General features: G+C 69.3%; 25 protein-coding genes and 1 pseudogene. 8 read left to right on the top strand and 18 right to left on the bottom strand.

Annotation, left to right across the window (positions count from 1 at the left end):
• The 3 genes from Q0M60_RS12605 to Q0M60_RS12595 all read right to left on the bottom strand — a co-directional run.
• The coding region (locus tag Q0M60_RS12605; RefSeq protein WP_296820054.1) for a pitrilysin family protein at window positions 1-2,675 on the bottom strand (2,675 nt) is incomplete at its 3' end.
• Between the two features lie 85 nt (window positions 2,676-2,760).
• Window positions 2,761-2,946, bottom strand: coding sequence for a hypothetical protein (locus tag Q0M60_RS12600; RefSeq protein WP_296820051.1), 186 nt, complete (start codon window positions 2,944-2,946; stop codon window positions 2,761-2,763).
• 115 nt (window positions 2,947-3,061) lie between these two features.
• Window positions 3,062-3,736 carry an OmpA family protein gene (locus tag Q0M60_RS12595; protein WP_296820047.1) on the bottom strand — a complete coding sequence of 225 codons (675 nt, stop codon included), beginning with the start codon at window positions 3,734-3,736 and terminating at the stop codon, window positions 3,062-3,064.
• 158 nt (window positions 3,737-3,894) lie between these two features.
• On the opposite strand from Q0M60_RS12595, the gene Q0M60_RS12590 reads away from it, so the two are divergent.
• Window positions 3,895-4,839, top strand: coding sequence for a 2OG-Fe(II) oxygenase family protein (locus Q0M60_RS12590; protein WP_296820044.1), 945 nt, complete (start codon window positions 3,895-3,897; stop codon window positions 4,837-4,839).
• Here the strand turns inward: Q0M60_RS12590 and Q0M60_RS12585 are convergent.
• From Q0M60_RS12585 to Q0M60_RS12570, 4 genes are read right to left on the bottom strand one after another with little or no spacing between them, the layout of a single operon-like run.
• A complete protein-coding gene (locus Q0M60_RS12585; protein ID WP_296820041.1) occupies window positions 4,836-5,339 on the bottom strand; it encodes a DUF1993 family protein in 504 nt (167 codons plus the stop codon). The genes Q0M60_RS12590 and Q0M60_RS12585 overlap by 4 nt on opposite strands.
• Before the next feature lie 40 nt (window positions 5,340-5,379).
• Window positions 5,380-6,078 (bottom strand): tRNA (guanosine(46)-N7)-methyltransferase TrmB, encoded by a 699-nt coding sequence (trmB, locus tag Q0M60_RS12580; RefSeq protein WP_296820037.1) that lies wholly within the window; start codon window positions 6,076-6,078, stop codon window positions 5,380-5,382.
• Window positions 6,079-6,097: 19 nt separating this feature from the next.
• Entirely contained in the window at window positions 6,098-7,513 is a 1,416-nt protein-coding gene (locus Q0M60_RS12575; protein WP_296820034.1) for an HlyD family type I secretion periplasmic adaptor subunit, read from the bottom strand.
• A 1-nt stretch (window position 7,514) separates the two neighbouring features.
• Window positions 7,515-9,218 carry a type I secretion system permease/ATPase gene (locus Q0M60_RS12570; protein ID WP_296820032.1) on the bottom strand — a complete coding sequence of 568 codons (1,704 nt, stop codon included), beginning with the start codon at window positions 9,216-9,218 and terminating at the stop codon, window positions 7,515-7,517.
• Between the two features lie 148 nt (window positions 9,219-9,366).
• Between Q0M60_RS12570 and Q0M60_RS12565 the strand changes: the two genes are divergently transcribed.
• On the top strand, window positions 9,367-10,515 hold the full coding sequence (locus tag Q0M60_RS12565; protein ID WP_296820029.1) for an iron-containing alcohol dehydrogenase: 1,149 nt from the start codon (window positions 9,367-9,369) through the stop codon (window positions 10,513-10,515).
• Here Q0M60_RS12565 and Q0M60_RS12560 read toward each other — a convergent pair.
• A complete protein-coding gene (locus Q0M60_RS12560) occupies window positions 10,512-11,303 on the bottom strand; it encodes a DUF1295 domain-containing protein (RefSeq protein ID WP_296820025.1) in 792 nt (263 codons plus the stop codon). The two genes, Q0M60_RS12565 and Q0M60_RS12560, sit on opposite strands and share 4 nt — an antisense overlap.
• Window positions 11,304-11,440: 137 nt before the next feature.
• On the opposite strand from Q0M60_RS12560, the pseudogene Q0M60_RS12555 reads away from it, so the two are divergent.
• From Q0M60_RS12555 to Q0M60_RS12535, 5 genes and pseudogenes are all read left to right on the top strand, one after another.
• Window positions 11,441-12,604 (top strand): annotated as a pseudogene (locus tag Q0M60_RS12555) (ABC transporter permease).
• A complete protein-coding gene (locus Q0M60_RS12550; protein ID WP_296820024.1) occupies window positions 12,601-13,347 on the top strand; it encodes an ABC transporter ATP-binding protein in 747 nt (248 codons plus the stop codon). Before Q0M60_RS12555 ends, Q0M60_RS12550 begins: the two are co-directional and overlap by 4 nt.
• A gap of 24 nt (window positions 13,348-13,371) precedes the next feature.
• Window positions 13,372-14,385, top strand: a complete 1,014-nt coding sequence (locus Q0M60_RS12545; RefSeq protein ID WP_296820021.1) for an efflux RND transporter periplasmic adaptor subunit — start codon at window positions 13,372-13,374, stop codon at window positions 14,383-14,385.
• Between the two features lie 71 nt (window positions 14,386-14,456).
• Window positions 14,457-16,148: a lysine--tRNA ligase gene (locus Q0M60_RS12540; RefSeq protein WP_296820018.1), complete on the top strand. Its 1,692-nt coding sequence runs from the start codon at window positions 14,457-14,459 to the stop codon at window positions 16,146-16,148.
• Window positions 16,149-16,233: 85 nt separating this feature from the next.
• Window positions 16,234-16,764, top strand: a complete 531-nt coding sequence (locus Q0M60_RS12535) for an SH3 domain-containing protein (protein WP_296820016.1) — start codon at window positions 16,234-16,236, stop codon at window positions 16,762-16,764.
• 68 nt (window positions 16,765-16,832) lie between these two features.
• Here Q0M60_RS12535 and Q0M60_RS12530 read toward each other — a convergent pair whose 3' ends face one another.
• The 5 genes from Q0M60_RS12530 to Q0M60_RS12510 form a co-directional block, all read right to left on the bottom strand.
• Window positions 16,833-17,462, bottom strand: a complete 630-nt coding sequence (locus tag Q0M60_RS12530; protein WP_296820014.1) for a helix-turn-helix transcriptional regulator — start codon at window positions 17,460-17,462, stop codon at window positions 16,833-16,835.
• Window positions 17,463-17,519: 57 nt separating this feature from the next.
• On the bottom strand, window positions 17,520-17,951 hold the full coding sequence (locus Q0M60_RS12525; RefSeq protein WP_296820011.1) for a hypothetical protein: 432 nt from the start codon (window positions 17,949-17,951) through the stop codon (window positions 17,520-17,522).
• A gap of 78 nt (window positions 17,952-18,029) precedes the next feature.
• Window positions 18,030-18,398 (bottom strand): hypothetical protein, encoded by a 369-nt coding sequence (locus Q0M60_RS12520; protein WP_296820008.1) that lies wholly within the window; start codon window positions 18,396-18,398, stop codon window positions 18,030-18,032.
• Window positions 18,399-18,483: 85 nt separating this feature from the next.
• Window positions 18,484-18,906 carry a PaaI family thioesterase gene (locus tag Q0M60_RS12515; RefSeq protein ID WP_296820006.1) on the bottom strand — a complete coding sequence of 141 codons (423 nt, stop codon included), beginning with the start codon at window positions 18,904-18,906 and terminating at the stop codon, window positions 18,484-18,486.
• Complete coding sequence (locus tag Q0M60_RS12510) at window positions 18,903-19,370, bottom strand: PaaI family thioesterase (protein WP_296820004.1); 468 nt, start codon at window positions 19,368-19,370, stop codon at window positions 18,903-18,905. The genes Q0M60_RS12515 and Q0M60_RS12510 overlap by 4 nt, the downstream gene beginning before the upstream one ends.
• Window positions 19,371-19,499: 129 nt before the next feature.
• Here Q0M60_RS12510 and Q0M60_RS12505 point away from each other — a divergent pair, with 129 nt between their 5' ends.
• Window positions 19,500-20,513 carry a ligase-associated DNA damage response exonuclease gene (locus tag Q0M60_RS12505; protein ID WP_296820001.1) on the top strand — a complete coding sequence of 338 codons (1,014 nt, stop codon included), beginning with the start codon at window positions 19,500-19,502 and terminating at the stop codon, window positions 20,511-20,513.
• Here the strand turns inward: Q0M60_RS12505 and Q0M60_RS12500 are convergent.
• The 5 genes from Q0M60_RS12500 to Q0M60_RS12480 all read right to left on the bottom strand — a co-directional run.
• Entirely contained in the window at window positions 20,510-22,168 is a 1,659-nt protein-coding gene (locus Q0M60_RS12500) for a VWA domain-containing protein (protein ID WP_296819999.1), read from the bottom strand. The genes Q0M60_RS12505 and Q0M60_RS12500 overlap by 4 nt on opposite strands.
• Before the next feature lie 157 nt (window positions 22,169-22,325).
• A complete protein-coding gene (locus tag Q0M60_RS12495; protein WP_296819997.1) occupies window positions 22,326-24,179 on the bottom strand; it encodes a M2 family metallopeptidase in 1,854 nt (617 codons plus the stop codon).
• 79 nt (window positions 24,180-24,258) lie between these two features.
• Window positions 24,259-24,948 (bottom strand): monofunctional biosynthetic peptidoglycan transglycosylase, encoded by a 690-nt coding sequence (gene mtgA / locus Q0M60_RS12490; protein WP_296819994.1) that lies wholly within the window; start codon window positions 24,946-24,948, stop codon window positions 24,259-24,261.
• A gap of 21 nt (window positions 24,949-24,969) precedes the next feature.
• The gene (locus Q0M60_RS12485; protein ID WP_296819991.1) at window positions 24,970-25,938 is read right to left on the bottom strand and encodes a WD40 repeat domain-containing protein; all 969 of its coding nucleotides are present in this window, start codon (window positions 25,936-25,938) and stop codon (window positions 24,970-24,972) included.
• Between the two features lie 7 nt (window positions 25,939-25,945).
• Window positions 25,946-26,638, bottom strand: a 693-nt coding sequence (locus Q0M60_RS12480; RefSeq protein WP_296819989.1) for a citrate/2-methylcitrate synthase, incomplete at its 5' end; no start/stop codon positions are given.

Genomic DNA, 26,638 nt, shown 5'->3' with positions numbered 1-26,638 from the left:
GCCGTGACCGCGTCGACGGCGCGCGGATAGTTGCTGACCTCATCGAGAGGCAGGCCGAGCGCGGAGACGGTAGCGAGATAACCCGTCAGGCCCTGGGTCGTCTCGATCTGGCGTCCGAAGGCGCCGACCAGGAAGTTCGTGCGGCGCTCGACCGCGCCCTGGTCGGGGCCCTCGGCCACGAGCCGCGCCAGTTCGTCCAGCATGACGCCCGCAGTCTCGGCCGCCGCATCGTTCCGGGTCTGGGCGGTCAGGTTGATGCGGCCCGCCTCGCGCGCCTGGCTGAGCGCGGAATAGGCGCCGTAGCTGAGGCCGCGACGGGCGCGCACCTCCTGGAACAACCGCCCGTTGGAGCCGCCGCCGAGCACGGCGTTGGCGATCGCGAGGGCGTAGTAGTCGGGATGGGACCGCTCGAGACTGCGCAGCGAGATCTGCACGGCCGCCTGGCCCGCGCCCTCCATGTCCACAACGACCACTCGAGGCGGCTGAGGCTCGCCGGCGAGCGAGCGGACCGGCGGAAGCGGCGTCGAGGGGCGCCGCCAGTCGCCGAACAGCTCCTCGGCCAGGGTGAAGGCCTCTTCCGCCTCCATCGAGCCGCCGATCAACAGGGTGGCGTTGTCGGGGCGCCACCAGGTCTGGTGGAACTGGGCCAACTGGTCACGGGTCACTGCGCGGCGGGCCTCTTCGGTCGGCGCGCCCAGGCCGTAAGGCGTCGCGCCGTAGACCAGCCGCTGGGCCACCTCACCGGCGATGTTGCCGGGCTGGCGGAGATAGACCCGGTAGCCGTCGATCGATTCCGAGCGCAGCTGCTCCAGCTCCTCGGCGTCGAAGTCGGGGCTGCGGGCCACCGTCGCGAGGATGGTGCCGGCCTGTTCGGCGTTCACCTGGGGCGCGGACACGAACAGGGTCTGGCGGTCGGCGCCGCCGCCTGCGCCGATGGAACCGCCGAGCCGTTCGATGCGGGCGGCGATCTCGGTCGAGGTCAGGCCGCCGGCGCCGCGGGTCAGCATGTCGGCGGTGAATTCGTTGACCGCCGAGCCTGGCTCGCCCTCCGCCGCGTCGCCGCCGCCGACCGACAGGTAGGCGGTGAACAGCGGCTGGTCTCCCGAGCGGGCGACGATGACCCGCAGACCGTTCGACAGGGTCCGTTCCGAGAACTGCGGCGGCAGCGGCGAGCGGGGCTCGATCGGGGCGGGCGGCGGCACGCGCTCCGCGTCGGATGCGTGGGTGACCAGCGGCCTCTGGTTCGGCGGCAGGTCCAGCCCGTAGCGGTCAACGGACGGCGCGACGGTGTCGGCTGCGCCCTCCGGGCGCTGGCTCTCATCGAGGTAGCGGATCGAGACCCGCTGGTCATCGCGCAGGTAGGTCTGGGCCACCCGCAGGACGTCCGCGGCGGTCACCTGGGCGACACGCTCAAGGTTCTCGTCGGCGAAATCGGGGTCGTTGGCCGTCATGATGGCGTCCGCCAGGGCGAAGCCGCGGCCCATGGCGGTCTGCCTGCCCTGCAGAGCGCCGGCGACGATCTCGGTGCGGGCTTCCGCCAGCTCGGCTTCGGTCACCAGAGCGGTGCGGATGAGGTCAATCTGGCCCTGCAGCGCGGCCTCGGCAGCCTCGACGTCGCTTTCGCCGGACACGATCAGGAAGGGACCGTAGAAGCCGCCATCCTCGAGCTGGTAGTTGTAGGCGGTCGCGCTGGCGGCCACGCCGCCGCGCACCAGGGCCTGGTGGAAGCGCGAGGAGTCGCCAGAGGTCAGGATGGCGTCCAGAACCTGCAGAGCCGGCGTGTCGGGATGGTTTACCGGCGGGGCCGGATAGGACCAGACGATGGCCGGCAGCGGCACGTTGGGGGCGTAGGCCGTGACGCTGCGCGGACCTTCGCGCGCAGGCTCTTCCGCCGAGAAGCGGGGGATCGGACGGTCGGGCGCGCGGATCGGGCCGAAGTGCTCATCGATCCAGGCGTCGAGCTGGGCCTGGTCGAAGTCGCCCGAGACCACGAGTACGGCGTTGTCGGGCCGGTAGTAGGCGTCGTGGAAGGCGAGCGCGTCCTCGACGGTCGCGGCGTTCAGCTCCTCGATCGAGCCGATGCCGGGCCGATGGTACGGCGACACCCGCCAGGAGTTGTTGATCATCACGAAGCGCTGAAGCCGACCGTAGGGCGTGGCCAGCACGCGCTGACGCAGTTCTTCCTGAACGATGGAGCGTTCGGCGTCGAAGATCTCCGCGTCGACCACCAGCCGGTCCATGCGCTCGGCATGGGTCCACAGCATGGTCTCGAGGAAGTGCGACGGCACCACCTCGAAGTAGTTGGTGTAGTCCGGGCCCGTGGAGGCGTTGCGCGAGCCGCCGACATCCTCGACCAGGGTGTTGATGTAGCCGCGCGGGATGTTGCGGGTCATCCGCGACAGGATGTGCTCGAACAGGTGGGCGAAGCCCGAGCGGCCCTGCGGGTCGTCCTTGGAGCCGACGTCGTACCAGACCTGGACCGAGACAGTCGGCGAGGAGCGGTCCTGGAGCGTGTAGACGCGCAGCCCGTTGTCGAGCGTCCGGTGCCGGTAATCGAGCCGAGGAACCTCGGGCGTGGCGGGCGGCGCATCGAGCGCCGTGGTCTGGGCCAGGGCCGGCGACCCCGACAGAACGGCCGCGATGGCGGCGGACACGACGAGCGCGCGCTTGAACATGGGGACCCCGACCTCACCAGAACAGAGGCCGGGACCCTAGACGCCGAAATCGGCGCGGAACACTTACAGCGCTGTAATGTGAGGCCTAGTGGCCCGAGACCAGGGTCAGCTGCGGCGCGTCGCCGTGGCCCTTGAGGTTCTCGCCGACGCCGATGACCAGGCCGGCGGTGACGACCGCGGCGACCAGAGCGATGACGGCCAGGCGCAGGCCCTTGAGCAGGCTGGCGATCTCGTCGCCGTCATAGATGTCGTTGTCGCCGCGCCGGTCCAACTCGCCCCTCCGCCAGACGCAAGGAACACCGGTCGGCGGTTACGCGCAAGAGGGTGCGACATAAGGAAACGGCCGCCCCCTTGGAGCGGCCGCGTCCTGTCTTCGGGTCAGCAGATCAGCGCCCGGTGAAGGGCCGGATCACGATCTCCACACGCCGGTTCATGGCCCGGCCCTGGTCGGTGTCGTTGGAGGCGATCGGCGCCATCTCGCCGCGGCCGGCGACATAGAGGCGCTCGCGCATCACGCCGCGGCTGATGAGGTAGCCCGCTACCGACGAGGCGCGTTGCTCCGACAGGGTCTGGTTGTAGGCCGCCTCGCCGCGGGAGTCCGCGTGCCCCACAACGTCGACGACCGACTGGTCGTAGGTGTTCAGCACCTGGGCCACATCGTCGAGCACAGCGTAGAAGCGGCCGTCGATGGTCGAGCTGGCGGTGGCGAAGGTCACGTCCGAGGGCATGCGCAGGATCAGGGTGTCGCCTTCACGGGCGACGCCAACGCCGGTGCCGGACAGTTCTTGCTCCATGGCCCGCTGTTGGCGGTCCATGTAGTTGCCTACCGCCGCGCCGGCGAGCGCGCCGACGCCGGCGCCGATCAGGGCGTTGGTGCGACCTTCCTCGGAGTCCGAGGTGTTGGTGAGGTAACCGAGCAGTCCGCCCGCGACCGCGCCGACGATGGCGCCGGTGCCGGTGTTGTTGCGGATCGGCTGGCTGCGATAGGGGTCGGTCGTCGTGCAGCCGGCCACGATCAGGGCCGCGGCTCCGACGCCGAGGGTGAGGGTCTTGAGGGTCATAGCGTTCTCTCCGGATTAGCCCCCGCGTAAACGCAAGGTCGGCGGCGGCGGTTCCTGCCAAGCTTGATTTATAGCAAAGCTTGGGGTCGCGCGCGCGGCATGCTTTGGTGCCGCATCGTTTTCGGCTAGACCGCCCTGCCCCTTTTCGCAGGTTCGCCATGTCCGACGCCGCCCAGGCCTTCGCCCCCGTCTCGATGACCCGCTACGAGCGGGACTTCCAGGGTTTCGCCGACGATCTTGGCGCCTCCTGGCGGCGCTACGGCTTCGCGGTGGTGTCGGACCACGGGCTGGACCAGACGGTGATCGACCGGGCGCTGGCCGACGCCAAGGCCTTCTTCGCCCTGCCGCATGACGCCAAGATGGCCTACCACGAGCCGGGGACCGGGGGCGCCCGCGGCTACACCCCGTTCGGCACCGAGGCGGCCAAGGACGCCGACGTCGTCGATCTCAAGGAGTTCTGGCACACCGGGCGGGACCTGCCGGAGGGTCATCCCTATCGCGACTTCATGCGCGCCAACCTCGACCCGCGCGAGATCCCGGGCTTTCATCGGCACGTCTACGGGATGTTCGAGGCGCTGGATGCGCTGGGACTCAAGCTGCTGGCCGCTATCGCGCGGTATCTGAAGCTGGACGACCGCTTCTTCGACGACACCGTGAGCGAAGGGAACAGCGTGCTGCGCCTGCTCCACTATCCGCCGGTGCCCGCCGACGCGCCGGGCGTGCGGGCCGGGGCGCACGAGGACATCAACGTCATCACCCTGCTGCTGGGGGCCGAGGAGGCCGGCCTGCAGGTCAAGGACCGTGACGGCCAGTGGCTGCCGATCAACCCGCCGCCGGGCGCGATCGTGGTCAACGTCGGCGACATGCTGCAGCGGCTGACCAACCACGTCCTGCCGTCGACGACGCACCGGGTGGTGAACCCGGCGCCGGAGCGGCGCGGCTTTTCCCGCTATTCGACGCCCTTCTTCCTGCACTTCAACCCGGACTACGAAATCCGGACGCTGGAGAGCTGCGTCACCGCGGACAACCCGAACCGCTATCCCGAGCCGATCACGGCCCAGGACTATCTGATGCAGCGGCTGCGCGAGATCCGGCTGCTCTAGACCAGCGCCAGCTGGCCCAGGAAGTCACGCTTGCCCAGCTCCACGCCCTTGTGGCGCAGGATGGCGTAGGCCGTGGTCACGTGGAAATAGAAGTTCGGCAGGGCGAAGCTGGTCAGATACCCTTCGCCCACGAAGTTCAGCTCGATCCCCGGGAACTTCAGCTGGACAGGCCGCGTCTCGGCACCCGCGAAGGCGGCCGCATCGACGCCCGCCACGAAGTCTCGCGAGAGCGCCACCGTGGCTTTGAGCTCGGCCAGGGACGCCTCTGTGTCGTCTGTCTTCGGCCAGTCGGCGCCGGCGAGCCGCGCCATGGCGGCGCGCGCGGTGAAGCTGGCCATGCGGATCTGGTCCGGGAAGGGCCGCATGTCCGGCGCCAGCCGGGCCTCGAGGATGGCGGCCTCGTCGAGGCCGGACGACGCCGCCTTGTCGAGCAGGTGGTCCAGGGTCGCCAGTCCGCGCAGGAACATCGGCTGGGCGGCGGCGTGCATCGAGAAGTTCACGACACTCAGGTCCGTCTTTTTTGAAGATGGACCCTGATTGCTACGCTTCGCGGCGGAACTCAAGGAAGATCGGCGGCGTGTCGCCCAGGCGCTTTTCCTCGTAGCGCGTCGTGACGTGGTCGGCGGGGGCGATGTTCCAGTCATCGGCGCGCTCGGCCTGCCAGGCGAGACCGGGGGTCTTCTCGAGGATCTCCAGCGCCCAGGCGGCGTAGTCCTTCCAGTCCGTCACGAAACGCAGGTGTCCGCCCGGCTTCAGAACCCGGGCGATCTCGGCGGCGCTCTCCAGCTGGATGAGGCGGCGCTTGTTGTGCCGCGCCTTGGGCCAGGGGTCGGGAAACAGGATCATCACCCGGTCGAGCGAGGCGTCCGGCAGGGCGGCCAGGACGTCCCGCGCGTCGCCGGCATGCAGCCGGACGTTCTCCAGCCCCCGCTCCTCGACGTGACGCAGGGCCGAGCCCACGCCGTTCAGGAACGGCTCGCAGCCGATCATCAGCGCCCCGGGATGGCGCGCGGCCTGTTCGGCCAGGTGCTCGCCGCCGCCGAAGCCGATCTCGAGCCAGACCTCCTCGGCCCCCGGCATCAGGTCGCGCGGCTCCAGCCGCCCGAGCGCCGGATCCGGCAGGGCGACCCGCGGCAGCAGGGTGTCGAACAGGGCCGCCTGGCGCGGCTTGAGCGTGCGGGATTTGATCCGCCCGAAGGAACGGAGGGGGCCCCAGCTGGGCGGGTTGTCGGAAGGCATGGCGCTCCTTAGCGCCGACCTAGTGCTCGCGGAAGCTCCGCCACAGGCTCTGGGTCAGGGGCTCGAGGAAATACTCCAGCGCGGTCCTCTTCCGGAGCGGCACCACCACCTCGACCGGCAGGCCGGGACGCAGCCCCATATCGGCCCCGCGTACGGACGCGATCTTGTCAAGTTCCGACGGCGGCACGGTGACTGTCATCCGGAAGAAGCTGCGGCCGGTTCGTTCTTCGACGAAGCTGTCGGCGGAGACGGCGGTGATCACTCCGTGCAGGATCGGCAGGTCGCGCTCGCGGAAGGCGGTGAAGCGGACCTCGGTCTCCTGCCCGATGCGCAGGTCGTCCGCGTCGGCGGGCGACACCTCGGCCTCGATCACCAGGGCAGCCTCGCGCGGGACGATCTCCATCAGGGTCTGCCCCGGCTGGACCACGCCGCCGACCGTGAAGATGGACAAACCGACCACCTGGCCCGAGGCCGGCGCGCGCACCTGGGCGCGGGCCAGCTGCTCACGGGCGGCGGTCAGGCGCGGCATGAGCTCGTCGAGCTGCACCTGGACCTGGCGGAGCAGGTCGGCGACCTCCTCATTGGTCTCGGCGCCGACGCCCAGCATCTGCATGCGCGTCTCGCCGATGGCCTCGTTGGCGCGGGCGACCTGGGCGCGCAGGGCGCCCTCCTCGCCGTCCAGCGCGGCGGCCTGGCGTTCCAGGGCGCGGACCCGGTTCATGGGCGCATAGCCCTGGGCCGCCAGATCCCGCATGCCCTGCAACTCCTCGCCAATCAGACGGCGCTGCTCACGGTTGGACTCGATCTGGCGCTCGATGCCGACGATCTGCTGCTGCAGCTGCTGGACCCGCTGGTTGAGCACTCCGACCTGGGTCGAACGCGAGCCGCCGCGCGCCGAGAACTGCCGACGCTGCAACTGCAGGGCCTCAGCGGCCAGGGCCGCGTCGGCGCCCGTCAGGCTGGCGAACTCCGGCGGCGTCGGCACCGCAGGCAGGTTGTCCCGTTCCGCGACCAGCCGCGAACGCTGGGCGAGAAGGGCCAGCACCTGACCGGTCAGGCCACGCTCGGTCGCGCGCAGTTCCCCGGCCGAGATTTCGACCAGGACCGCGCCCTGGGCGACGCTGTCGCCTTCCCGGACGTGCAGGGCGGAGACCACGCCGCCGTCGCGGTGCTGCACCGCCTGGCGGCTGCCCGAGACGACGATCTTGCCGGGCGCATAGGCGCCTGCGTCGAGCGGCGCGAAGGCGGCCCAGCCGAGGAAAAGAACGAAGAACAGGCCGGCGATGATCCCGCCGATCATCGCCTCGCGCCGCGGCGTGTCCCCGGGTGGGGCCGCAGGCGCGGGAGGTTCCGGCGGGGCCACGGGCGCGGCCTCAGGCGCCGGCGTCGCGGCGGCCTCGGACGGGGGCGGAACGGGATTGGGCGCCGCGCTCATCTCAGTTCACGCTCACGACACGCGGTGCGGACGGACGGCCGGCCTGGAGCCGGGCGGCGATTTCGTCGCGGGGGCCGAGCCCCTCGATGCCGCCTTCCCGGAGGACGAGCAGGCGGTCGGCCACGCCGAGCACGCCGGTGCGGTGGGCGATGAGGACGATGGCCGCACCCCGCGCCTTGGCGGCCTTGACCGCGTTCAGCAGGGCGGCCTCTCCGTCCATGTCGAGGTGCGAGTTCGGCTCGTCCAGGATCAGCAGGCACGGATCGCCGTAAAGCGCGCGCGCGAGCGCCACGCGCTGGGCCTGCCCGGCCGACAGGCCGCGGCCGCCGGCGCCGAGCGGCGTGTCGTAGCCCTGGGGCAGGCGCAGGATCAGCTCGTGCACGCCCGCGGCCTTGGCGGCGGCCACGGCCTTGGCGTCGACGGTCTCGGCCGCCTCTCCCATGGCGCCTGCGAAGCGGGAGATGTTCTCCTTGATCGTCCCGGCGAACAGGACAGAGTCCTGCGGCAGATATCCGATGTGCCGGGCCAGCCGCTCGGCGTCCCAGGCGGCGTAGTCGGCGCCGTCCAGGCGAACCTTTCCGACGTCGGGCGCCATGCCGCCCGAAAGGATGCGCGCCAGGGTGGTCTTGCCCGCACCCGATGGCCCGATGACGCCGAGGATTTCGCCGGGCGACACAGTGAAGGCCAGGTGCTTGAGCAGCGGCTTGTCGCCGACGGGCGCGCGGACGCCCACGCCTTCCAGCGCGAGGTCGCCCTTCGGGTCCGGCAGGGCCGTGCGCGGCGTGTCCTGCTCAGCCGTTGCGGCGAACAGCTCGGTCAGGTTGCCCCAGGCCTGACGGGCCTGGACGATGCCGTTCCAGGCGCCGACGACCAGCTCGATCGGCTGGACCGCCCGGCTCAGCAGGACCGAGGCGGCGATGATGGCGCCGGCGGAGATTTCGCCCTGGACGGCGAGCAGCGCGCCCAGACCCAAGGCCAGGGACTGGAGGATCAGGCGCAGGAACTTGATGGTCCCCGAATAGGCGCCGCCGACGAACTGGGCGTCGGCCTGCGCCGCCACCGCGACGTCTCGCTCCCGAAGCTGGCGCGCGATCAGCGCCTGACGCATGCCCAGCGCGCGGACGATCTCGGACTGGGTGGCCACCGTCTCCTGCGCCGCATAGGCCGCAGCCGACGCCTTGGACGAGGCCTCAATGCGCGGCTTGGCTGAGCGCTCGTTGAACATCGCCAGCACCAGCAGCAGCAGGCCGCCAAAGAAGGTCAGGGCGCCCAGCGCCGGGTGCAGCAGGAAGCAGAACAGCAGATAGATCGGCGTCCAGGGCGCGTCGCACAGCGCCAGCGCTCCCTGGCCGCTGACCGCGCCGCGGAACTGATCGAACTCCCGCATGGCCTGGTTGATCCGGGCGCCCCCGTCGCGGGAGCCAAGCACCCGAGAAAGCACGGCGCCGGCCAATTGGCGGTCCAGCCGCAGGCCGGCGCGGACCAGAATGCGCGACCGGATGTGATCGAGAAACGCCAACGTGGCCAGGGCGAAGAACACCACCACGGTCACGAACAGCAGGGTCAGCAACCCGCCCGTGGGGACCACGCGGTCGTAGACCTGCATCATGTACAGGGTCGGCGCCAGATAGAGGATATTGACCAGAGCCGAGAAGCCGAAGGCGAGCGCCAGGTGCCAGCGGCAGGCCCGCATCGCCTGCGCCAAGGGTTCCGTTCCGGGCTTTGTAGGAAACAGCGCTTTCAGCACGGACCGGTCGACGCCTTCGGGCTTGAGGCCGTAGTATAAGGCCTTTGAGGCCTTTCCGCGACTCTTCAAGCGTTAACGGCCATGGGGCCCCTTAGGTATAGCGCGCATGACCCAGTTCGCGTTCCAGACCACGCCGCGCCTGTTGGTCGAGGACGGCTCCTCCGGCCGCCTCGGCGCGGAGTTGAAGAGCCTCGGCGCGCGTCACGCAATGGTGGTCACGGACGCCTTCCTGGCCCGCAGCGGCCTGCTGGACGACGCCCTGAAGAGCCTCGCTGAGACGGGCGTGGCGCTCACCCTGTTTGACCGCGTGGAAGCAGATCCTCCGGAGGCTTCGGTCGAGGCTGCGGTCGACGAGGCGCGCGCTGCCGGCGTCGATGCGGTCGTCGGCCTGGGCGGCGGCAGCGCGATGGACACCGCCAAGCTGGTGGCCCTGCTGGCGACGGGCGACCAGACGCTCCAGGACGTCTACGGCGTGGACAAGGCCATTGGACAGCGCCTGCCCCTGATCCAGGTCCCGACCACGGCCGGGACGGGGTCGGAGGTGACGCCCATCGCCATCGTCACCACGCCGTCGGACGAGAAGGTCGGGGTGGTGTCCGGCCTGCTCTATCCGGATCTGGCGCTGCTCGACGCGACCCTGACGCTCGGCCTGCCGCCACGCGCCACCGCCATGACGGGCGTGGACGCCATGGTGCATGCGGTCGAGGCCTATACGACCCGGCACAGGAAGAATCCGATGTCGGACGCCCTGGCCGTGCGCGCGCTGTCGCTGCTGGCGGGCAACATCCACCGCGTGGTCGATGACGGATCGGACCTGGAGGCGCGCCGGGCCATGCTGCAAGGATCGCTGCTGGCGGGCATGGCCTTCGCCAATGCGCCGGTCGCGGCGGTGCATGCGCTCGCCTACCCGCTGGGCGGCCTGTTCCATGTGCCGCATGGCCTGTCGAACGCGCTGGTGTTCGCTGAGGTGGCAGCCTTCAACCTCAGCGCGGCCTCGGCCCTCTACGGTGAGCTGGCCCCGCTGCTGCCCGGGCGCCTGACCGAGGGCCGGCATGACGGCGAGGGCTTCGTCCAGGGCGTGTCGGCCCTGGTGCGCTCCATGCCGATGGAGCAGCGGCTGTCCGAGGTCGGCGTCACACAAGGGGACCTCGACCGCCTGGCGGCGGACGCCATGAAGGTCACCCGCCTCCTCGGCAACAATCCGCGCGACGTCACGCTTCAGGACGCCCGCGACATCTATGCGGCGGTGCTCTAGGCGCGCTTCGGCGGCCAGGGGATGAAGGGGCTGGTGCGGGCGATGTAGTCCGCATAGCCGGGCCGGGTCTGCTTCATCGAGCCCTCGGTGGTCGGCGCCCCGGACCAGCGCAAGAGGGTGAAGGTCAGGAACGCCGGACCCGCCAGCGACAGCCAGCCCCACGGAACCTCGCAGGCGATCAGGCCCAGCCCCCACCAGACGCAGGCGTCGCCGAAATAGTTCGGGTGCCGCGTATAGCGCCAAAGACCCCGGTCCATGACCTGGCCCTTATTGGCGGGATCGGCCTTGAACCGCTCCAGCTGGTGGTCTCCTACCGTCTCGAAGACGATGCCGAACACCGCCAAAGCCGCGCCGGTCCAGCCGAGCAGGCCGACGGGCGGCGTCGGCCAGGCCTGGCCGAGCTGCACCGGCAGGCAGACGAGCAGGAGCAGGACGCCCTGCAGCAGGAAGACGAAGAGAAGCGAGGCGATCGGGAAGCTGAAGCCGCGCTTCTCCAGCCGGCCGAGAAGGCCGACGTATCGCTTGTCTGGTCCATGTCGGCGCCACCTCAGAAACAGATGGATTCCCAAACGCAGCCCCCAGGCGGCGCACAGGCCGGCCAGCAGCGCCTTGCGGGTCGGATCGCCGTCGGCGACCCACCAGTCCACCGCCGCGACTAGAACCATGTTCAAGCCCCAGAAGGCGTCGATGAAGCTGACGTCGCCCAGCCGCAGCGCGAACAGCCAGAGAACCAGCATGGCGGCCGCCACGACCGCCGCATTCAGGACCAGAAGTTCAGGGACGCTCATCGTGAATTCCGTGTCGTGTCATAGCCGCGGGCGGTCGAATCGAACGGCGATCAACCGCCTAAACCCGATTTAACTTGGACGCCGCGTCACTGCCGCGCCATTAGGTAGGCCATCGAGGGGAGCCCGTCTTCGTCCGCATGTCGCTTGCGCTTTCAACCCTGATATACGAGTGGCGCCGCTACATGGCCGCAGTGGTCGCGCTCGCCTTCTCGGGCCTGCTCGTGCTCGCCTTCGCCGGCATGTTCATGGGCATGGGCAAGTCGTTTACGGCCACCATCGACCGCTCCGCGGCGGATGTGATGGTGCTGGCGCCGGGCGCCACGCGCCTCTTCAACGGCCCATCCGGCGTACCGCGCCGGATCATTCCCAGCATCTATCGCCATCCGGATGTGGCCGTCGTCGACTAAGTCGACCTGTCCGGAGGCCGGTTCCAGACGCTCGATCAGGTGAGCCGCCCCGGCGACCCGACCCCGGCGCGGCGGCCGCGGATGGAATTTGTCATGGTCACCTCGATCGTGACCCAGCCGGGCAATCCGACCATTCCGCGCGACTATTCCGACGACCTCGTCGAGGCGCTGCGTCAGCCCTACACGGTGGCGGTGGACGAATCCGCGCTCGGCCGGCTGGGCGTCCAGCTGGGCGACCAGGCGCTCTATAATGGCCGCACGGTGCGCGTGGTCGGGGTCACCCGCGGCTATCCGAACTTCATGCAGGCCGGTCTGGTCATGTCCCGCGACACGCTGAGGATGCTGGGCGAGGCCTACAACGGCCCGCAGGTCGGTCCCCTGATGGTGCGCCTGCACGATCCGGCCCGGGCCGAGATCGTCGCGGCCCAGTTGAACGCCAGCTCGAACGGCCAGTACACCGCCTGGACCCGCGCCGCCCTGGCCGAGGCGTCCGAGACCGGCATGTTCGAGGAGGGCATCGTCGTGGTGATGCTCGGCTTCTCGGTGTTCCTCGGCATCCTGATCGGAGTCGCGATCACCTGGCAGACGCTGCGCGGCGCAATCCTGGCCAACATCAAGGAGTTCGCGTCGCTGCGCGCGCTGGGCGTGTCGATGGGGTCGCTGAGGCGGATCATCGTCGAGCTGAGCTTCTGGGTCGGCGTCGTCGGCGTGGGCGCGGCCTTCCTTCTCACCTGGGGCATCAGTCTGCTGGCCGGCGCCTTCGGCCTGCCGATGGCCTTCCCGATGTGGATGAACGGCAGCGTCGCCGCCCTGCTGCTCGGCATCGCCCTGCTGTCCGGCTTCCTGTCGCTCGGCATGCTCAAGAAGAGCCAACCCGCGGACCTGCTGAGATGACGACGGCAACGGCGAAACACGGCGCCCCGGCTATCGAGGCCAAGGGCCTGGTCAAGCGGTTCAAGACCGGCCGGACCCACATCGAGGTCCTGAAGAACATGGACTTCGACGCCACTCATGGCGACCTGACCATGGTCATGGGCCCGTCCGGCTCGGGCAAGTCGACGCTCATCGCCGCGCTGTCCGGCCTGCTGAAGCCAGACGAGGGCCGGGTCGATATCCTTGACGTCGACGACCTGTGGAAGAAGTCGTCTGGCCGCATCGACCGGTTCCGTCTGGACCACTGCGGCTTCATCTTCCAGGGGTTCAACCTGTTCCCGGCGCTCACGGCGCTGCAGCAGGTCAAGATCGTCCTGAAATACCAGGGCCTGGAGCCGGCCGAGCAGGACCGCCGCGCGCGCGCCGCGCTTGAGGAGGTCGGCCTCGGCAATCGCCTCAACCAGCGCCCGAGCGAGCTGTCAGGCGGCGAGAAACAGCGCGTGGCGATCGCACGCTGCCTGGCCAAGACGCCCCAGCTGATCTTCGCCGACGAACCGACCTCGGCCCTGGACGGCGAGAACGGCCAAGTGGTGATCCGCCTGCTGCGCAGGGCCGCCGTCGAGCACGGCGCTGCGGTGGTCTGCGTGACGCACGACCCGCGCCTGGAAGCCTACGCCGACCGCGTGATCAAGATGGAGGACGGCAGGATCCTCTCCGACGAGAAGCGCTTGCCCGACCCCAATCCCGCGCCTCTGGCGCACTAGAAGACCGTCTTAGGAAACGTCTCGATGCCCCGCTTTCTGAAGCGCCCCTGGTTCTGGATCGCCCTGGTGGTCCTGCTCGTCGTCGTGGTCGGCGGCTTCATGATGACGCGCGCCGGCGCGGCCAAGAAGGCCGAGATGGACGCCGCAGCGGCGGCTCCGGTCGAAAGCCCTTACGCGGCTATCGGCAACGGCCGCGCCGACGTCGAGGGCGGCATCATCCAGGTCGCGGCTCGCCGCGGCGGGGTGGTGCGTGAGGTCTATGTCCAGGAAGGCGACCGGGTCACCGCCGGGCAGATCCTGGCCCGCCAGGAGGACGACGAGGCGCGCCTGGCCGTTCAGCGCGCCCGCGCCGAAGTCGCCCAGATCTCCGCCCAGGCCGAGAGCCTTCGGGTTAACCTGGCCACGGCCCGGCGCGAGCTGGCCCGCACCGAGACGCTGATGAGCCAGGGCTATGTCTCGCAGCAGCGCGTCGACCAGGCCCGCGACGCGGTGGCTTCCGCCGAGGCGGCGCTCAACGCCCAGCAGGCCCAGGTCGCGACCGCCCAGGCCCGCCTCAACGAGGCCGAATACAATCTCGAACTGACCGTCATCCGCGCGCCCATGGACGGCCGGATCGCCCGCCGCTACGCCCAGCCGGGCGCGGGCGCCTCGACCCTGAACGTCTCCAACATGTTCGACCTGGAGCCCGACGCCGCCCGCATCGTGCGCGCCGAGATCGTCGAATCCGACCTGCCAAACGTCACCGTCGGCCAGGAGGTCGAGATCACGCCTGAGAACGACCAGACCCGCGTCTATGTCGGCCGTGTCCTGCGCCGGGCCACCATGTTCGGAGCGCGCACCCTGACGACGGACACCCCCGGCCAGCAGACCGACCAGCGCGTGGTCGAGGTGGTCGTCTCGGCGGACGAGGCGCCGCTGCTGATCGGCCAGCGGGTCCTGGTCAAGTTCATGCGCCCGGGCGAGCGCGCCGGAGCCGAGCGTGAGGCCAGCCCTGGCGTCGGCCCAGACCAGGCCATGCGCCCGGTGCGTCAAGGCTAAGGGGCGCTTCCGAAGCCCGCCCTGACGGCCGACCGTTGACCCCGGGGCGGGCGGGGGCCTAATCCCCGGCCATGGCCGCCTCCCCTTTCGCCGGACTTTCCGGACACGCCCGAAACGCCCGCGCCTGGCCCTTCGAACAGGCCCGCAACCTGCTGGCGCGCCTGCTGAAGGCGCGGCTGGCGGATGATGGCGACCGCGACCTGGCCGCGACCCTGATCCATGCGGGCAAGGTCGACGAGGCGCTGGCGCAGTTTCCGGCGCTGGCGCGCGAAGTGATCTTCGAGACCGGCTATGGGCCGTCGGGCCTGCCACACATCGGGACCTTCAACGAGGTGGTGCGCACCACCATGGTGCGGAACGCCTTCCGCGCCCTGACCGACGACCAGTGGGCGACGCGGCTCTACTGCTTCTCGGACGACATGGACGGTCTCAGGAAGGTCCCGGAGAACGTCCCTAACGGCGAGCTGCTGAAGCAGGACCTCGGCAAGCCGCTGACGATGGTGCGCGACCCCTTCGGGGAGCACGACAGCTTCGGCCGGCACAACAACGCGCGGCTGCGCGCCTTCCTGGACCAGTACGGCTTCGACTACGAGTTCCTGTCGGCGACGGATTGTTACCAGTCGGGCCGGTTCGACGAGACCCTGCTGAAGGCGCTGGAGCGGTTCGACGACATCCAGGCGATCATGCTGCCCACCCTGGGGCCGGAGCGGCGCGCGACCTATTCGCCCTTCCTGCCGATCAGCCCGACCACCGGCCGGGTGCTGCAGGTCCCGACGCTGGAGCGGAACGTCGAGAAGGGGACCATCGTCTTCGAGGACGAGGACGGCAGCCGCGTCGAGACGCCGGTCACCGGCGGCCGGGTCAAGATGCAATGGAAGCCCGACTGGGCCATGCGCTGGACCGCACTGGGCGTCGATTACGAGATGGCCGGCAAGGACCTGATCGAGTCGGTGAAGGTGTCCTCGCGCGTCTGCCGCGTGCTGGGCGGGGTCCCGCCCGAGGGCTTCAACTTCGAGCTGTTCTTGGACGGCGAAGGCCGCAAGATCTCCAAGTCGCTGGGCAACGGCCTGTCGATCGAGGACTGGCTGCGCTACGGCACGCCCGACAGCCTGGCCTTCTACATCTACGCCTCGCCCAAGTCGGCCAAGAAGCTGCACTTCGACGTCATCCCGCGCGCGGTCGACGACCACCTCGGCCAGATCGAGGCCTATCGCGACCAGGAGCCGGAAAAGCGCATCGAGAACCCGGTCTGGCACGTCCACCAGGGCGAGCCGCCCCAGGCCGCCTCTCCGGTGAGCTTCAGCCTGCTGCTGAACCTGGCGGCTGTCGCCAACGCCACCGACAAGGCCGCGCTGTGGGCCTATCTCAGCCGCTATCTGCCCGACGCCACGCCCGAGACCGAGCCGACGCTGGACCGGCTCGCGGGCTATGCGCTGAACTATTACGAGGACTTCGTCCGCGCCAAGAAGGCCTTCCGCCTGCCGACCGACAAGGAGCGGGCCGCCCTGCTCGACCTGGCCGAGCGGCTGCGCCGCCTGCCGCCTGACACCAGCGAGGGCGAGACCATCCAGGACGAGGTCTATGCGGTCGGCAAGGCGCACCAGTTCGACCCGCTGAGAGCGTGGTTCGCAGCCCTCTACGAGGTGCTGCTGGGAGCCAGCCAGGGGCCGCGCTTCGGCTCGTTCGCGGCCATCTACGGCCTTGGCCGCACGATCGAATTGATCGAGGCGGGCGCGCGCGGCCAGCTGGCGTCAGGGGCGTGAACCCAAGCTGAACAAGCGTTTCAGGGGAACCCCACGCCCGATCGGCCATTCTTTCCGCGTCGTTCAAACGGAAAGGAGAGCGATCATGTCTCTCGCACGTAACCTCTTCATCGGCGTGGCGGCTGTGTCGCTGACGACCGTCGCCGTGCCTACCCAGGCGGCGGCCCAGGACCGCCCCGTCGGCGTCATCCAGTGCGACGCCCCAGGCAACACCCAGGAGCGTAACGCCGCGATCGGCGGCGTGCTCGGCGCCCTGATCGGCAGCCAGATCTCCGACAACGAGCGGACGCTGGGCGCCGTGGCCGGCGCGGCGATCGGCGCGGGCGCGGGCTCCTACATCGGCTGTCAGCAGCAGCGTCGCGAGGCCGAGCAGCGCGGCTATTACCGCGGCTACGACCAAGGGTACTACAACCAGGGCTACAGCCAGGGCGGCTACGCCTCGGCCACGACGAACGTGAACGTGCGTTCGGGTCCTGGCACCGAATACGGCCGCGTCGGCGGCCTGCGCGCCGGTCAGCAGTTCCAGGCGGGTGAGCGCCTGGGCGACTGGGTCGGGGTGGTCGAAAACGGCCGCATCGTCGGCTACGTCCATGGCGCCTACGTCAGCGGCTACTAGGCCACCCTCACTATCCGGGTTGGATGGGCCGGCTCCCGCAAGGGGCCGGCCCTTTCCGTGTCGGGGGCCTATTGGCTGGCCCAGAGGATACGGCCCATCCAGGACAGGTCGCGGCGCTTCAGGGTGCGGTCGGGATAGTTGGGATTGAGCGACTTCAACTCGATGCGGTCGGCGGTCTGGCGGCGAAGCTCCTTGGCCATCACCTCGCCGGCGGTGGTGCGGACCACGACGCGGTCTCCGACCCGGAAGTCCGAGGCGGTACGGTCGACCACGAGCCGGTCGCCCGCACGGTAGGCCGGCAGCATGGAGTCTCCCTGGACCCTGAGGGCGAACAGGCCCTCGCGAGCCGCGCCCGGGAAGGCCATGCGGTCCCAGCCTTCGCCCGCCGGAAACCCGCCGTCGTCAAAGAAGCCGTCGTCGCCGGCCTGGGCGAAGCCGAGCAGGGGGACAGCCCCGTCGCCGCGGGCGCCGTCTTCAGCCAAGGCGGCGAACTCTCCGAGGCTCACCCCCAGGACAGCCAGGACCTTGGTCAGGCTTTCGGTCGACGGCCATCGAGCGCGGCCATCCTTGACCCGCTTCGAGGGATTGAAGCTGGTCGGATCCAGGTCAGCCCGTCGCGCCAGCGCCGAAGGGGTCAGGCCTTCCCGCGCGGCCAGCCGGTCGAGAGCGCTCCAGATCTGGGAATGGGACAGCGGCAAGGCGATTCGGCTCCGACGGAGCCAGAAGGAATATTATCCTAACGCCTTGGGATCAACTCAGGCGTCCGGACGGATCGCTTCGCGCTCCTGCCACGCCCAGAACGTGCCGATGGCGAGACAGGCGAGCAGCCCGAAACTCGAGACCGCCAGAGCGCTTTGATAGGCGAACGCGCTGATGCGGACGTCCGTGGCGGTCACGATGTGGACCAGCACCATGATCAGCTGGAAGCCTGAGCCCCAGACCGGCCAGCTTCGATCGCTCTTCCAGGCCAGGCCGAGCAGGATGACAAAGAGCAGGACGTCAACGGCCATGACGGGCCAGTTCACGGCGTTGAAGTCCACCGTCCGCTGGATGGCGAGGGTCGCGAACCAGCCGATCAGCAAGGCGCCGCCGCCGATCCTCTCGGTCTGCTCTCCCTTGAACAGGGCGAAGCAGCAGACCCCTACCCAAAGGATCGAAGCGAAATGATCGAGGAGGGTGTCCAGCAACAAAATCGCCCCCGCGACGGCGAGTCGCGAGGGCGATGATGTCAGACTCGCGGGCGGCTTCCCACCCGCTGAGAACGATTATTGCGAAGCGGCGACCCGCAGGGCGCGGCGCGCGGTCACGCCGCGGCCGCCGCCGCCGTCACCCGTGCCTTCGTCGGGCTTGTCGGTCGGGCCGACGGCCAGGTGGCCGAGGCCGACCAGGCGCTGCACCTTGGCCATTTCGGCGTGGGAGGCGACGACCGCCGAACGGGCGGCGCCCAGGGCGGCGACAGCCTCGATCATCTTGGCCTGGGCCTCGGCGCCTACCACGGCCGACAGGTTCGCGTCGCGGCGAGCCTGAATCATGGTGGCGATCATGTCGGTGGCCTGGGCGATGGCGTCGTCCACGGCCTTCTCGGTGGCGAACAGGTCGTCCGCCACGATCTTCAGAATCTCAGTCTTTTCCATTGTTAGGCCCCTCACCAAACGCAGTGGTTAAGGAGTCGTTAACACAGCTCCACGGAGCGGGAAAGCGTCGTTTTCGCGCGACGTCTCACATGGACGTGACACCGGTCGCACCGGCCAACAGCACATGGGCGCCAAGTTCGGCGATCGGTCGGGTCCGATCATCCTGCCAGGCGAGCACATGGACATAGGCGACCCGCCGTCCGACCTTGCGCAGGTCAGCGTGGGCGAAGGTGTCGATCGGCTTTCCCGACCTCAGATAGGCGACCGAGACATCCACGGGCTTGGGCGGCCGTGCGCGCGGGGCCGCCGCCGCCACAGCGGCCAGAGCCGTCAGTTCCATGAACGCCGCGACTGAGCCACCGTGCAGCGCCGGCAGGAGCGGATTGCCGATGAGGTGCTGGGCGTAGCGCATCACCGCCGTGCGGCCGTCGTCGCCGTGGGCCTCGACGCCGAGAAAGCGCGCATAGGGAGCGGCGGCGAGCAGGTCCCGGAAGGTCTCGGCGCTCATGCCGCGCTTCCTTTCAGGTTGGCGCCCGGCGACCGGCCCGCGTCGGAATCGAGCATGAAGGCCGCCTGGACCGCGGCCACGGGATCGTCGGGGTCGGCGTCGAAGGCGACGCCCCGCACGAAGGCCACTGAAGACGTCAGCTTGAAGGCCTCGGCCCGCGCCAGGATGGCCAGTCCGGGCCTGGCGGCGCGCATGTAGTCGATGCGCATGTCGAGGGTGGCGATCACCTGGTAGCGTTCGAGCGCGGCCCACACCGCCATGCCGCAGCAGTGATCCAGAAGGGTCGAAACCACGCCGCCCGCGATGACGCCGCTGTGGGCGTCGCCGGCGAATTCTGCGCGGTAGGGAACCGACAGGGTCACTGCGCGGTCCTCGAGCGCCTCCAGCTTGAAGCCGAGCGCCCGCGTGTGCGGCGGGCCGGAGACCAGCTGTTCGAGGATCGGGCGGAGCGTACTGGCGTTCATGCCCTGCGATATCGCCCGTCAGCCCGCGAGCCAAGCGGCGGTCGCTCTCCCCGGATTGGTGAACGATCACCATGTTGACCCATTGATGACGCCTTTCTTCGCCGAGCCGTTCACCATGTTCACCGCCTGATGCGTCCCGAGGATCTCCTGCGGCCCCGACCCGAGGGCCTGTGCTGCCCGCCCGGAGGCTTCCACATCGATCCGGTGCGGCCGGTCGAGCGTGCGGTGATCACCCACGGCCACGCGGACCACGCCCGCGCCGGCCACGGCGTGGTGGTCGCCACGCCCCAGACCCTGGCCATCATGGGCGAGCGCTATGGCGCGGATTTCGCGCGGACGGTCCAGCCGCTGGAGTACGGTGAAACGGTCACGCGCGACGGGGTAAAGCTGACGCTCGTGCCGGCTGGGCATGTGCTGGGGTCGGCCCAGGCCGTGGTCCGACGAAACGGCCTGACCATGGTGGTGTCGGGCGATTACAAGCGCAGGCGGGACCCGACCTGCGCGGCGTTCGAACCTGTCGCCTGCGACGTCTTCATCAGCGAGGCGACGTTCGGCCTGCCGGTCTTCCGCCATCCGGACGACGGGGGTGAGGTGCGCAGGCTGCTGCGCTCGCTGGAGCAATTTCCGGAGCGCACTCACCTGGTCGGCGCATATGCGCTGGGCAAGGCCCAACGGGTGATCCGCCTGCTGCGCGAGCAGGGCCACGCGCGGACCATCTATGTGCACGGTGCGCTGGAGCGGCTGAACCGGCTCTACGAGCGCTGGGGGGTGGACCTCGGACCTCTGGCCCCCGTCCCGGTCGAACCGAAGAAGGACGCTCTGCCCGGCGAGATCGTCATCGCCCCACCGTCGGCCATCGCCGACCGCTGGTCCCGGCGCTTCGCCGATCCCGTGGCGGCCTTCGCGTCGGGATGGATGAGCGTGCGGGCCCGCGCGCGTCAACGGGGCGTGGAGTTGCCGCTGGTCATCTCGGATCACGCCGACTGGGACGAGCTGACCGCCACCATCGCAGAGGTCGCGCGCGAGGAGGTGTGGATCACCCACGGCCGCGAGGAAGGCCTTATGCGCTGGGCCGAACTGCGCGGGCTCAGGTCCCGCGCGCTCGCGCTGGTCGGCTACGAGGACGACGAGGACGACGGCTAGCGGGCGATCCGCAGGTTCTCGATCGAACCGGCGATCCGGTCGAATGCGGTCTCGATGCCCGACGTGTTGGTGACGTTATAGAACCGGTCGTCGCTGTTGGCGCACTGGCGGAGCAGGTTCTGGCTGGTGGTGCTGACCTGGACGCCGACTGCGAAGATGATGATCTCCTGCTCCCGCATGTTGGCGCAGAGTTCGAGCAGGCGCTCGTTCATGCGTTGGCCGCGCTGGGTGGCCGACGAAGCGGTGCTGGTGTCGCTGCCCAGCCGCTCCTGCCAGATCAGGCCCAGACCAGAATAGTTGGAGTTGTCCGGGTTATAGGCCGTCGAATTTACATTGTCGCCGTCGGTCAGCAGGATGACGATCTTCTGGACCCGCGGCGCCCCATAGGGACGGCCGTCAGCGAAGGGTGCGCTGGGCGACAGGGTGTGCCAGCCCCACATCAGTCCCATCGGAACGTTGGTCTCCCCCGTGGCCTGCATGTTGGAGATGCTGGTCAGCAGGGCGCTGTAGTTGTCGGTCAGCCGGGTGATGGGCTCGAGGCCGCAGCCGTCGTTTGGCCCGAGGCTGGTCCCAATGCCCGACCGCAGGCGGCTACGGACGTACTTGGTCGCATCGCGGGTGCGGGTCGACCACTCGGTGAGGCGGGCGGAGTTGTTGGAGAACGACCAGTTGTTGTTCCGCGCCGACTGGACGTCGTCGAGATAGTCGTTCGAATAGCTGTAGTTCTGCCACGTGTTGTCGCCGGGAATGTCACCTTTGTCCGGCGTGTCCGGCGCGAAATAGGGCACGAACATCGTGGCCTGGTTGCCGGTGTTTGGGGGGGTGTCCTGGACGTCGTAAGGATAGGGGCGGCTCTCGATGCAGCCGCGCCAGCCGATCTGGAGCGTGTCGAGGATCGCGAAACGGTCCTGGCCGGTCGAGAAGATGCCGGTCGAGCCGGTCGAGCCGGTGTGGCTGGTCGAGCGGCTCAGCCAACCGAGGTTGGTCGCGCCCGTCCGGTTGCCCGTGCTGCTGAAGCCCGAGTGGACCCGCACCGTCATCGAGAAGGGCACGAGCGAGATACGCACTGCGTCGTCCTCGACACTGCGGGCGTCGGCGGCGGCCAGGCGGTTCACCAGGTTGGTGGCGGCCTGCTGGGCCGCGCGAAGCTTGCCGCCCGAGGCCATCGAGCCGGTGTTGTCGATGACCAGCGCCACCTCGACCCGGTTGTTCGACCGGAAGACGGTGGACTCCACCCCGACGTCGATCAGGTCGCCGAGGAACATGTCGGCGACGAGCGTATCCACACGGACCTTCGCGGTAGCCACGACCGACCCGTCGTCCTGGAGGTCGAAGTTGGTATAGGCCGCCTCTTCCCGCAGGGTGATGTCGGGGAAGTTGGCGAGATTGGCGCGCAGCGCGCGCATGCCGACGGTGCGGATGCCGGCGTCCGTGGTCTCGGTGGAACGGGCGGCGTGCAGGGCGGCGGCGTCGAGCGCGTCCTGAAGCTGGGCCCGGACGGTGGAGGCGCGGTGAATGTCCACGCCGCAGACCGCCATCATGCAGACGGGCGGCAGCGCGAGGGCGAACATCATGGCCACGCCGCCGTCGCGCGCACGCGCCAGCCGGGCCCAGAGGCCCTGCGACCGCCCGTCACGCTTCGACCTGACGCTCATTGTCGTCCGTCCGTACACTTCCGAGGAGACAGGCCCCCGCGGCTCGATGCGGGAGAGTGCGCCGGAAGCGGTAAACGAACTCGAAGCGCATAGTCTTAACGGGCATGAAAAAGGGGCCCGGCGGACCGGGCCCCTGCAGGTCAAGTCTCTGGATTGATTACCAGCCGCAGTCCCGACCGCGGTTCTGCTCCGTCAACCAGGCATCGAGCGGGGCGAAGTATTCCGCCACGGCCGAGGCGTCGGTGCGGCGCTCGCCGGTGAAGGCTTCCAGCGCCTCGGGCCACGGGCGGGACTGGCCCATCTCCATCATGGCGTTGAAGCGGCGGCCGACCTCCTCGTTGCCGTAGACCGAGCAACGGTGCAGCGGCCCCGTCCAGCCGGCCATCTCGCAGGCCGCGCGGTGGAACTGGAACTGGTAGATGTGGGCCAGGAAGTAGCGCGTGTACGGAACGTTGCCCGGCACGTGGTACTTGGCGCCCGGATCGAAGGCGTTGTCCGGACGCTCGCCGCCCGGCGGCACCAGGCCCTGGTAGCGCAGCATGTTGGCGGTCCAGGCGTCGTTGTACTCGGCCGGGGTCGTCTCGCCCGACAGCACGTCCCAGCGCCAGCGGTCGACCATCAGGCCGAATGGCAAGAAGGCGATCTTGTCGAGCGCCATGCGCAGCAGGAACGGAATGTCCTCATCCGTGCCAGGAACGGTGTCGAGCAGGCCGATCTGGTTCAGATACTCCGGCGTCGCCGCCGACAGGGCCGCGAAATCGCCGATCGCCTCGTGGAAGCCGTCGTTCGCCCCGTTGCGGAACAGGAAGGGCTGCTGGTTGTAGGCGCGCTGATAGTAGTTGTGGCCCAGTTCGTGGTGCGCCGTCTGGAAGTCCTCGGCGTTCACGCGGGTGCACATCTTGATGCGCAGGTCCTCGACGTTGTCCACATCCCAGGCCGAGGCGTGGCAGACGACCTCGCGGCCTTCGGGCCGGACGATCTGGGAGCGCTCCCAGAAGGTCTGCGGCAGCGGGTCCAGGCCGATCGAGGTGTAGAACCGCTCCGAGGCACGGATGACCTGCTCGGGCGTGTAGTCGTTCGCCTCCAGCAGGGCCGTCAGGTCGACCGTCGACTCCGGCATGTTGGTCGGCGCGACCACGTCATAGATGTTGCCCCACTGCTGGGACCACATGTTGCCGAGCAGGTCGGCGCGGATCGGCCCGGTAGCGGGCTGGACGGCGTCTCCGTAACGGGCGTTCAGCCGGCCGCGGACGTAGCAGTGCAGGTTTTCATAGAAGGGCCGCACCTGCTGCCAGAGGCGCTCGGTCTCGGCGGTGAACTCGTCGGGCGCCATGTCGTAGCCGGAACGCCACATGGCCCCGGCGTCGGCGTAGCCCAGCTCGTTCGCACCCTCGTTGATGATCTGGACCATGCGGGCGTAGTCGCCGGCCATGCCCTGGGCGGAGATGGTGCGCCAGCCGTTGTAGACGGCGGCCGTCTCGGCCGGATCGCGCGATCCCGCGATGATCTCGGACGCCCGGTCGAGGTTGATCTGTTCGCCTTCGTACTCGAAGCGGCCTGTGGCGTAGGTGGAGTCCATCCGCGTCAGGATCTGCGCGAGCTCGTCGGCCGCGCCCGGACGGTTCGGCGCCGGGGCGACCAGGCCCTGGCGCAGCAGGTTCAGCTTGCGGCGGGTGGCCGCGTCCACGTTCACGTCATTGAAGCGGGCCGCCGCGTTGGCCAGTTCGACGCCGAGTTCGGTGAACTCTGCGTTGGCGCGGGCCTCGAGCCACATGGTATCGAAGGTGATGTAGGTGTTGCGCACCCAGGAGACGCGGCCGGCGTATTCGCTCATCTCCATCAGCCGACGCTCGGCGTCCTCCACGAAGGCGCGGGCGCCCTCGGGCGTCGCCGGGAAGCGCTCGGCCTGGGCGGTCGATGCGGCCGGCGCCGTCTGGGCCTGGGCGTCCATCATGCTCGAGCACCCGGTCAGGGCGCAGGCGGCCGCGGCCGTCATCAGCAGGCTTCTCATGGTCTTCCTCCTCATCCGGGCGTCGTCTGTCGAACACACGCCCGATTGGGCCGCCAGAAACGGCAGGCGGCCTTCCCCGTCAAGCTACGCAGTCTGAAAGCCCGTCGGCTCTCACGGTTCCCATGGCCGCCAGGATGGACCGGGCCCGGCGGCGGACGTAGGGGCCGGGCTCGGACGCCTGATAGCGCCGGGGGCTGGGCAGAATGGCCGCCAGCCGCGCGGCCTCAGTCCGGGTCAGCTCAGAGGCGCTCTTGCCGAACCAGTGCCGGGCGGCGGCCTCGGCGCCGTAGACGCCCGGACCCCATTCGGCGACGTTCAGATAGACCTCGACGATCCGCCGCTTGGTCCAGATCGCCTCGATCAGGACCGTGTAGCCAGCCTCCAATCCCTTGCGGACCCAGTCGCGGCCCGGCCACAGGAAGACGTTCTTGGCGGTCTGCTGGCTGATGGTCGAGCCGCCGCGCATGCGACGGCCGTTGGCGTTTTCCTCCAGCGCCTCCTGGATCGCCTCGAGGTCGAATCCCTGGTGGCTGCAGAAACGGGCGTCCTCGGCGGCGATCACCGCGTCGACGAGATCGGGCGAGATGTCGTTCAGGCCCCGCCAGCGCTTGTGGAAGCCTTCGCCCTCGAACGCGCGCTGGACCATCAGGATCGTCATCGGCGGCGGCACGACGGCGTGGATGAGCACGCCCAGAGCGGGCAGCATCAGCACGATCAGCAGGACCGTAAGCCAGCCGAATCGTCGCCGCTTCGAAGCTTCGCCGTTCATGACGCGGTGATACCCCCGCCTTCAGTCGAGGTCGACGACACCGGCGCCGCCGTCCTCGTCGCCCCAAGCCAGACGTCTGCCATGGGCGGCCATGGACAGGGCGGAAATCGCCGCCCCCTTCTCCGCCTTGATCCAGCGATGCGGGGCTGCGCCCAGGTCAATGACCCAGACGCGGCCGTCGGCCGTGCCGCCCGCCAGGCGGCGTCCGTTCGGCTGACCGGCGGTGCGCACCACGAAGGTGGCCTCGTCAAAGCCGACTTCGGCGGCCTCCTTGCCCATCGGGCCGTTGGCGCCATGGAAGGGCCAGACCACCGCCCCGTGCGCGCCGGAGGTGGCCATCATCCGCCCGCCGTCGAGGAAGGTCATGTCGCGGATCTTGGTCGGATAGCCGCCCATGCGCATGTCCTTGCCGTCCTTGAGCCGCCAGCCGTGCAGCTGGTTCTCCTGCATGGCCGAGATGACGAAGGCGCCGTCAGGCGAGACGGTCACTCGCGTGTGCGAGCCCGCCCACTTCAGCTGGACGGGCTTCTGAGCCTCGATGCGGGCGAACCACAGCACTACGCCGCCGTAGGTGGCGCAGGCCAGCTTGCGGCCCTTGGGCTCGAAGGCCAGGTCGGCGACCGAGCGCTCGTGCGGGAACTCGCGCCGGAAGTGGGGGTCCTTCTGATCGAGCACGAAGGCCGACTTGCCGGCGGCGAAGGCGATGAGGCCGGAATCAGCCGACGCCGCCACCGCGTCGATCCAGCGCCCCTTCACATCGGCCAGTTCGGCCCGCTCGCCCGGACGGCTCCAGACCACCCGGCCGTCATCGCCGCCGGTGACCACGCCCTGGCCGGACGGATGCAAGCAGGCGCTGAGCACCGCCCCGTCATGCGCCTCCACGACCTCTCCACCCTCGAACCGGACCGACCCGTCGCCCAGGGCGAAGGCCGCTCGCCCGCTCCTGTCAAACAGGACGGCGGTGACGGGGGCGTCGAACGTCTGGAGCAAGGCGGCCTCAGCCGCGCTGGCTGATGGGGACGTAGTCGCGCTCGGTGGGGCCGGTGTAGAGCTGGCGCGGGCGGCCGATCTTCTGCGTCGGGTCGCCGATCATCTCCTGCCACTGGGCGATCCAGCCGACGGTGCGGGCCAGAGCGAACAGCACGGTGAACATCGAGGTCGGGAAGCCCATCGCCGACAGGGTGATGCCCGAATAGAAGTCGACGTTCGGGAACAGCTTGCGCTCGATGAAATACCCGTCGTTCAGAGCGACACGCTCCAGCTCGCGGGCGACCTGCAGCAGCGGGTCGTTCGGATCGCCGACCGCTTCCAGCACCTCGTAGGCGCTTTCCTGCATAACCTTGGCGCGCGGATCGTAGTTCTTGTAGACCCGGTGACCGAAGCCCATCAGCTTGTATTTCTTGGCCTTCACGCCCTCGATGAACTCGGGGATGCGCTCCGGCGTACCGATTTCCTTGAGCATGTTCAGCGCCTCCTCGTTGGCGCCGCCGTGCGACGGGCCCCAGAGGCAGGCTATGCCCGCGGCGATACAGGCGAAGGGATTGGCGCCCGACGAGCCGGCCAGGCGGACGGTCGAGGTCGAGGCGTTCTGCTCGTGGTCGGCGTGCAGGATGAAGATGCGGTCCATGGCGCGCGCCAGGACCGGATTGACCTCATAGTCCTCGGCCGGCACGGCGAAGCACATGCGCAG

Origin of the sequence: Brevundimonas sp. (assembly GCF_024711105.1) — a bacterium.
Classification (GTDB): Bacteria; Pseudomonadota; Alphaproteobacteria; order Caulobacterales; family Caulobacteraceae; genus Brevundimonas.
This window is presented reverse-complemented; position numbering and strand designations above follow the sequence as displayed.

Bases quoted from the DNA above. Each gene is read 5' to 3' on its own strand.
- Q0M60_RS12590 (WP_296820044.1), top strand. From the start codon at position 3,895: ATGTCCGACGCCGCCCAGGCCTTCGCCCCCGTCTCGATGACCCGCTAC.
- Q0M60_RS12495 (WP_296819997.1), bottom strand. From the start codon at position 24,179: ATGAGAAGCCTGCTGATGACGGCCGCGGCCGCCTGCGCCCTGACCGGG.
- Q0M60_RS12505 (WP_296820001.1), top strand. From the start codon at position 19,500: ATGCGTCCCGAGGATCTCCTGCGGCCCCGACCCGAGGGCCTGTGCTGC.
- trmB (WP_296820037.1), bottom strand. From the start codon at position 6,078: ATGCCTTCCGACAACCCGCCCAGCTGGGGCCCCCTCCGTTCCTTCGGG.
- Q0M60_RS12545 (WP_296820021.1), top strand. From the start codon at position 13,372: ATGCCCCGCTTTCTGAAGCGCCCCTGGTTCTGGATCGCCCTGGTGGTC.
- Q0M60_RS12515 (WP_296820006.1), bottom strand. From the start codon at position 18,906: ATGAGCGCCGAGACCTTCCGGGACCTGCTCGCCGCCGCTCCCTATGCG.
- Q0M60_RS12540 (WP_296820018.1), top strand. From the start codon at position 14,457: ATGGCCGCCTCCCCTTTCGCCGGACTTTCCGGACACGCCCGAAACGCC.
- mtgA (WP_296819994.1), bottom strand. From the start codon at position 24,948: ATGAACGGCGAAGCTTCGAAGCGGCGACGATTCGGCTGGCTTACGGTC.
- Q0M60_RS12520 (WP_296820008.1), bottom strand. From the start codon at position 18,398: ATGGAAAAGACTGAGATTCTGAAGATCGTGGCGGACGACCTGTTCGCC.
- Q0M60_RS12595 (WP_296820047.1), bottom strand. From the start codon at position 3,736: ATGACCCTCAAGACCCTCACCCTCGGCGTCGGAGCCGCGGCCCTGATC.
- Q0M60_RS12535 (WP_296820016.1), top strand. From the start codon at position 16,234: ATGTCTCTCGCACGTAACCTCTTCATCGGCGTGGCGGCTGTGTCGCTG.
- Q0M60_RS12575 (WP_296820034.1), bottom strand. From the start codon at position 7,513: ATGAGCGCGGCGCCCAATCCCGTTCCGCCCCCGTCCGAGGCCGCCGCG.
- Q0M60_RS12510 (WP_296820004.1), bottom strand. From the start codon at position 19,370: ATGAACGCCAGTACGCTCCGCCCGATCCTCGAACAGCTGGTCTCCGGC.
- Q0M60_RS12565 (WP_296820029.1), top strand. From the start codon at position 9,367: ATGACCCAGTTCGCGTTCCAGACCACGCCGCGCCTGTTGGTCGAGGAC.
- Q0M60_RS12560 (WP_296820025.1), bottom strand. From the start codon at position 11,303: ATGAGCGTCCCTGAACTTCTGGTCCTGAATGCGGCGGTCGTGGCGGCC.
- Q0M60_RS12550 (WP_296820024.1), top strand. From the start codon at position 12,601: ATGACGACGGCAACGGCGAAACACGGCGCCCCGGCTATCGAGGCCAAG.
- Q0M60_RS12500 (WP_296819999.1), bottom strand. From the start codon at position 22,168: ATGAGCGTCAGGTCGAAGCGTGACGGGCGGTCGCAGGGCCTCTGGGCC.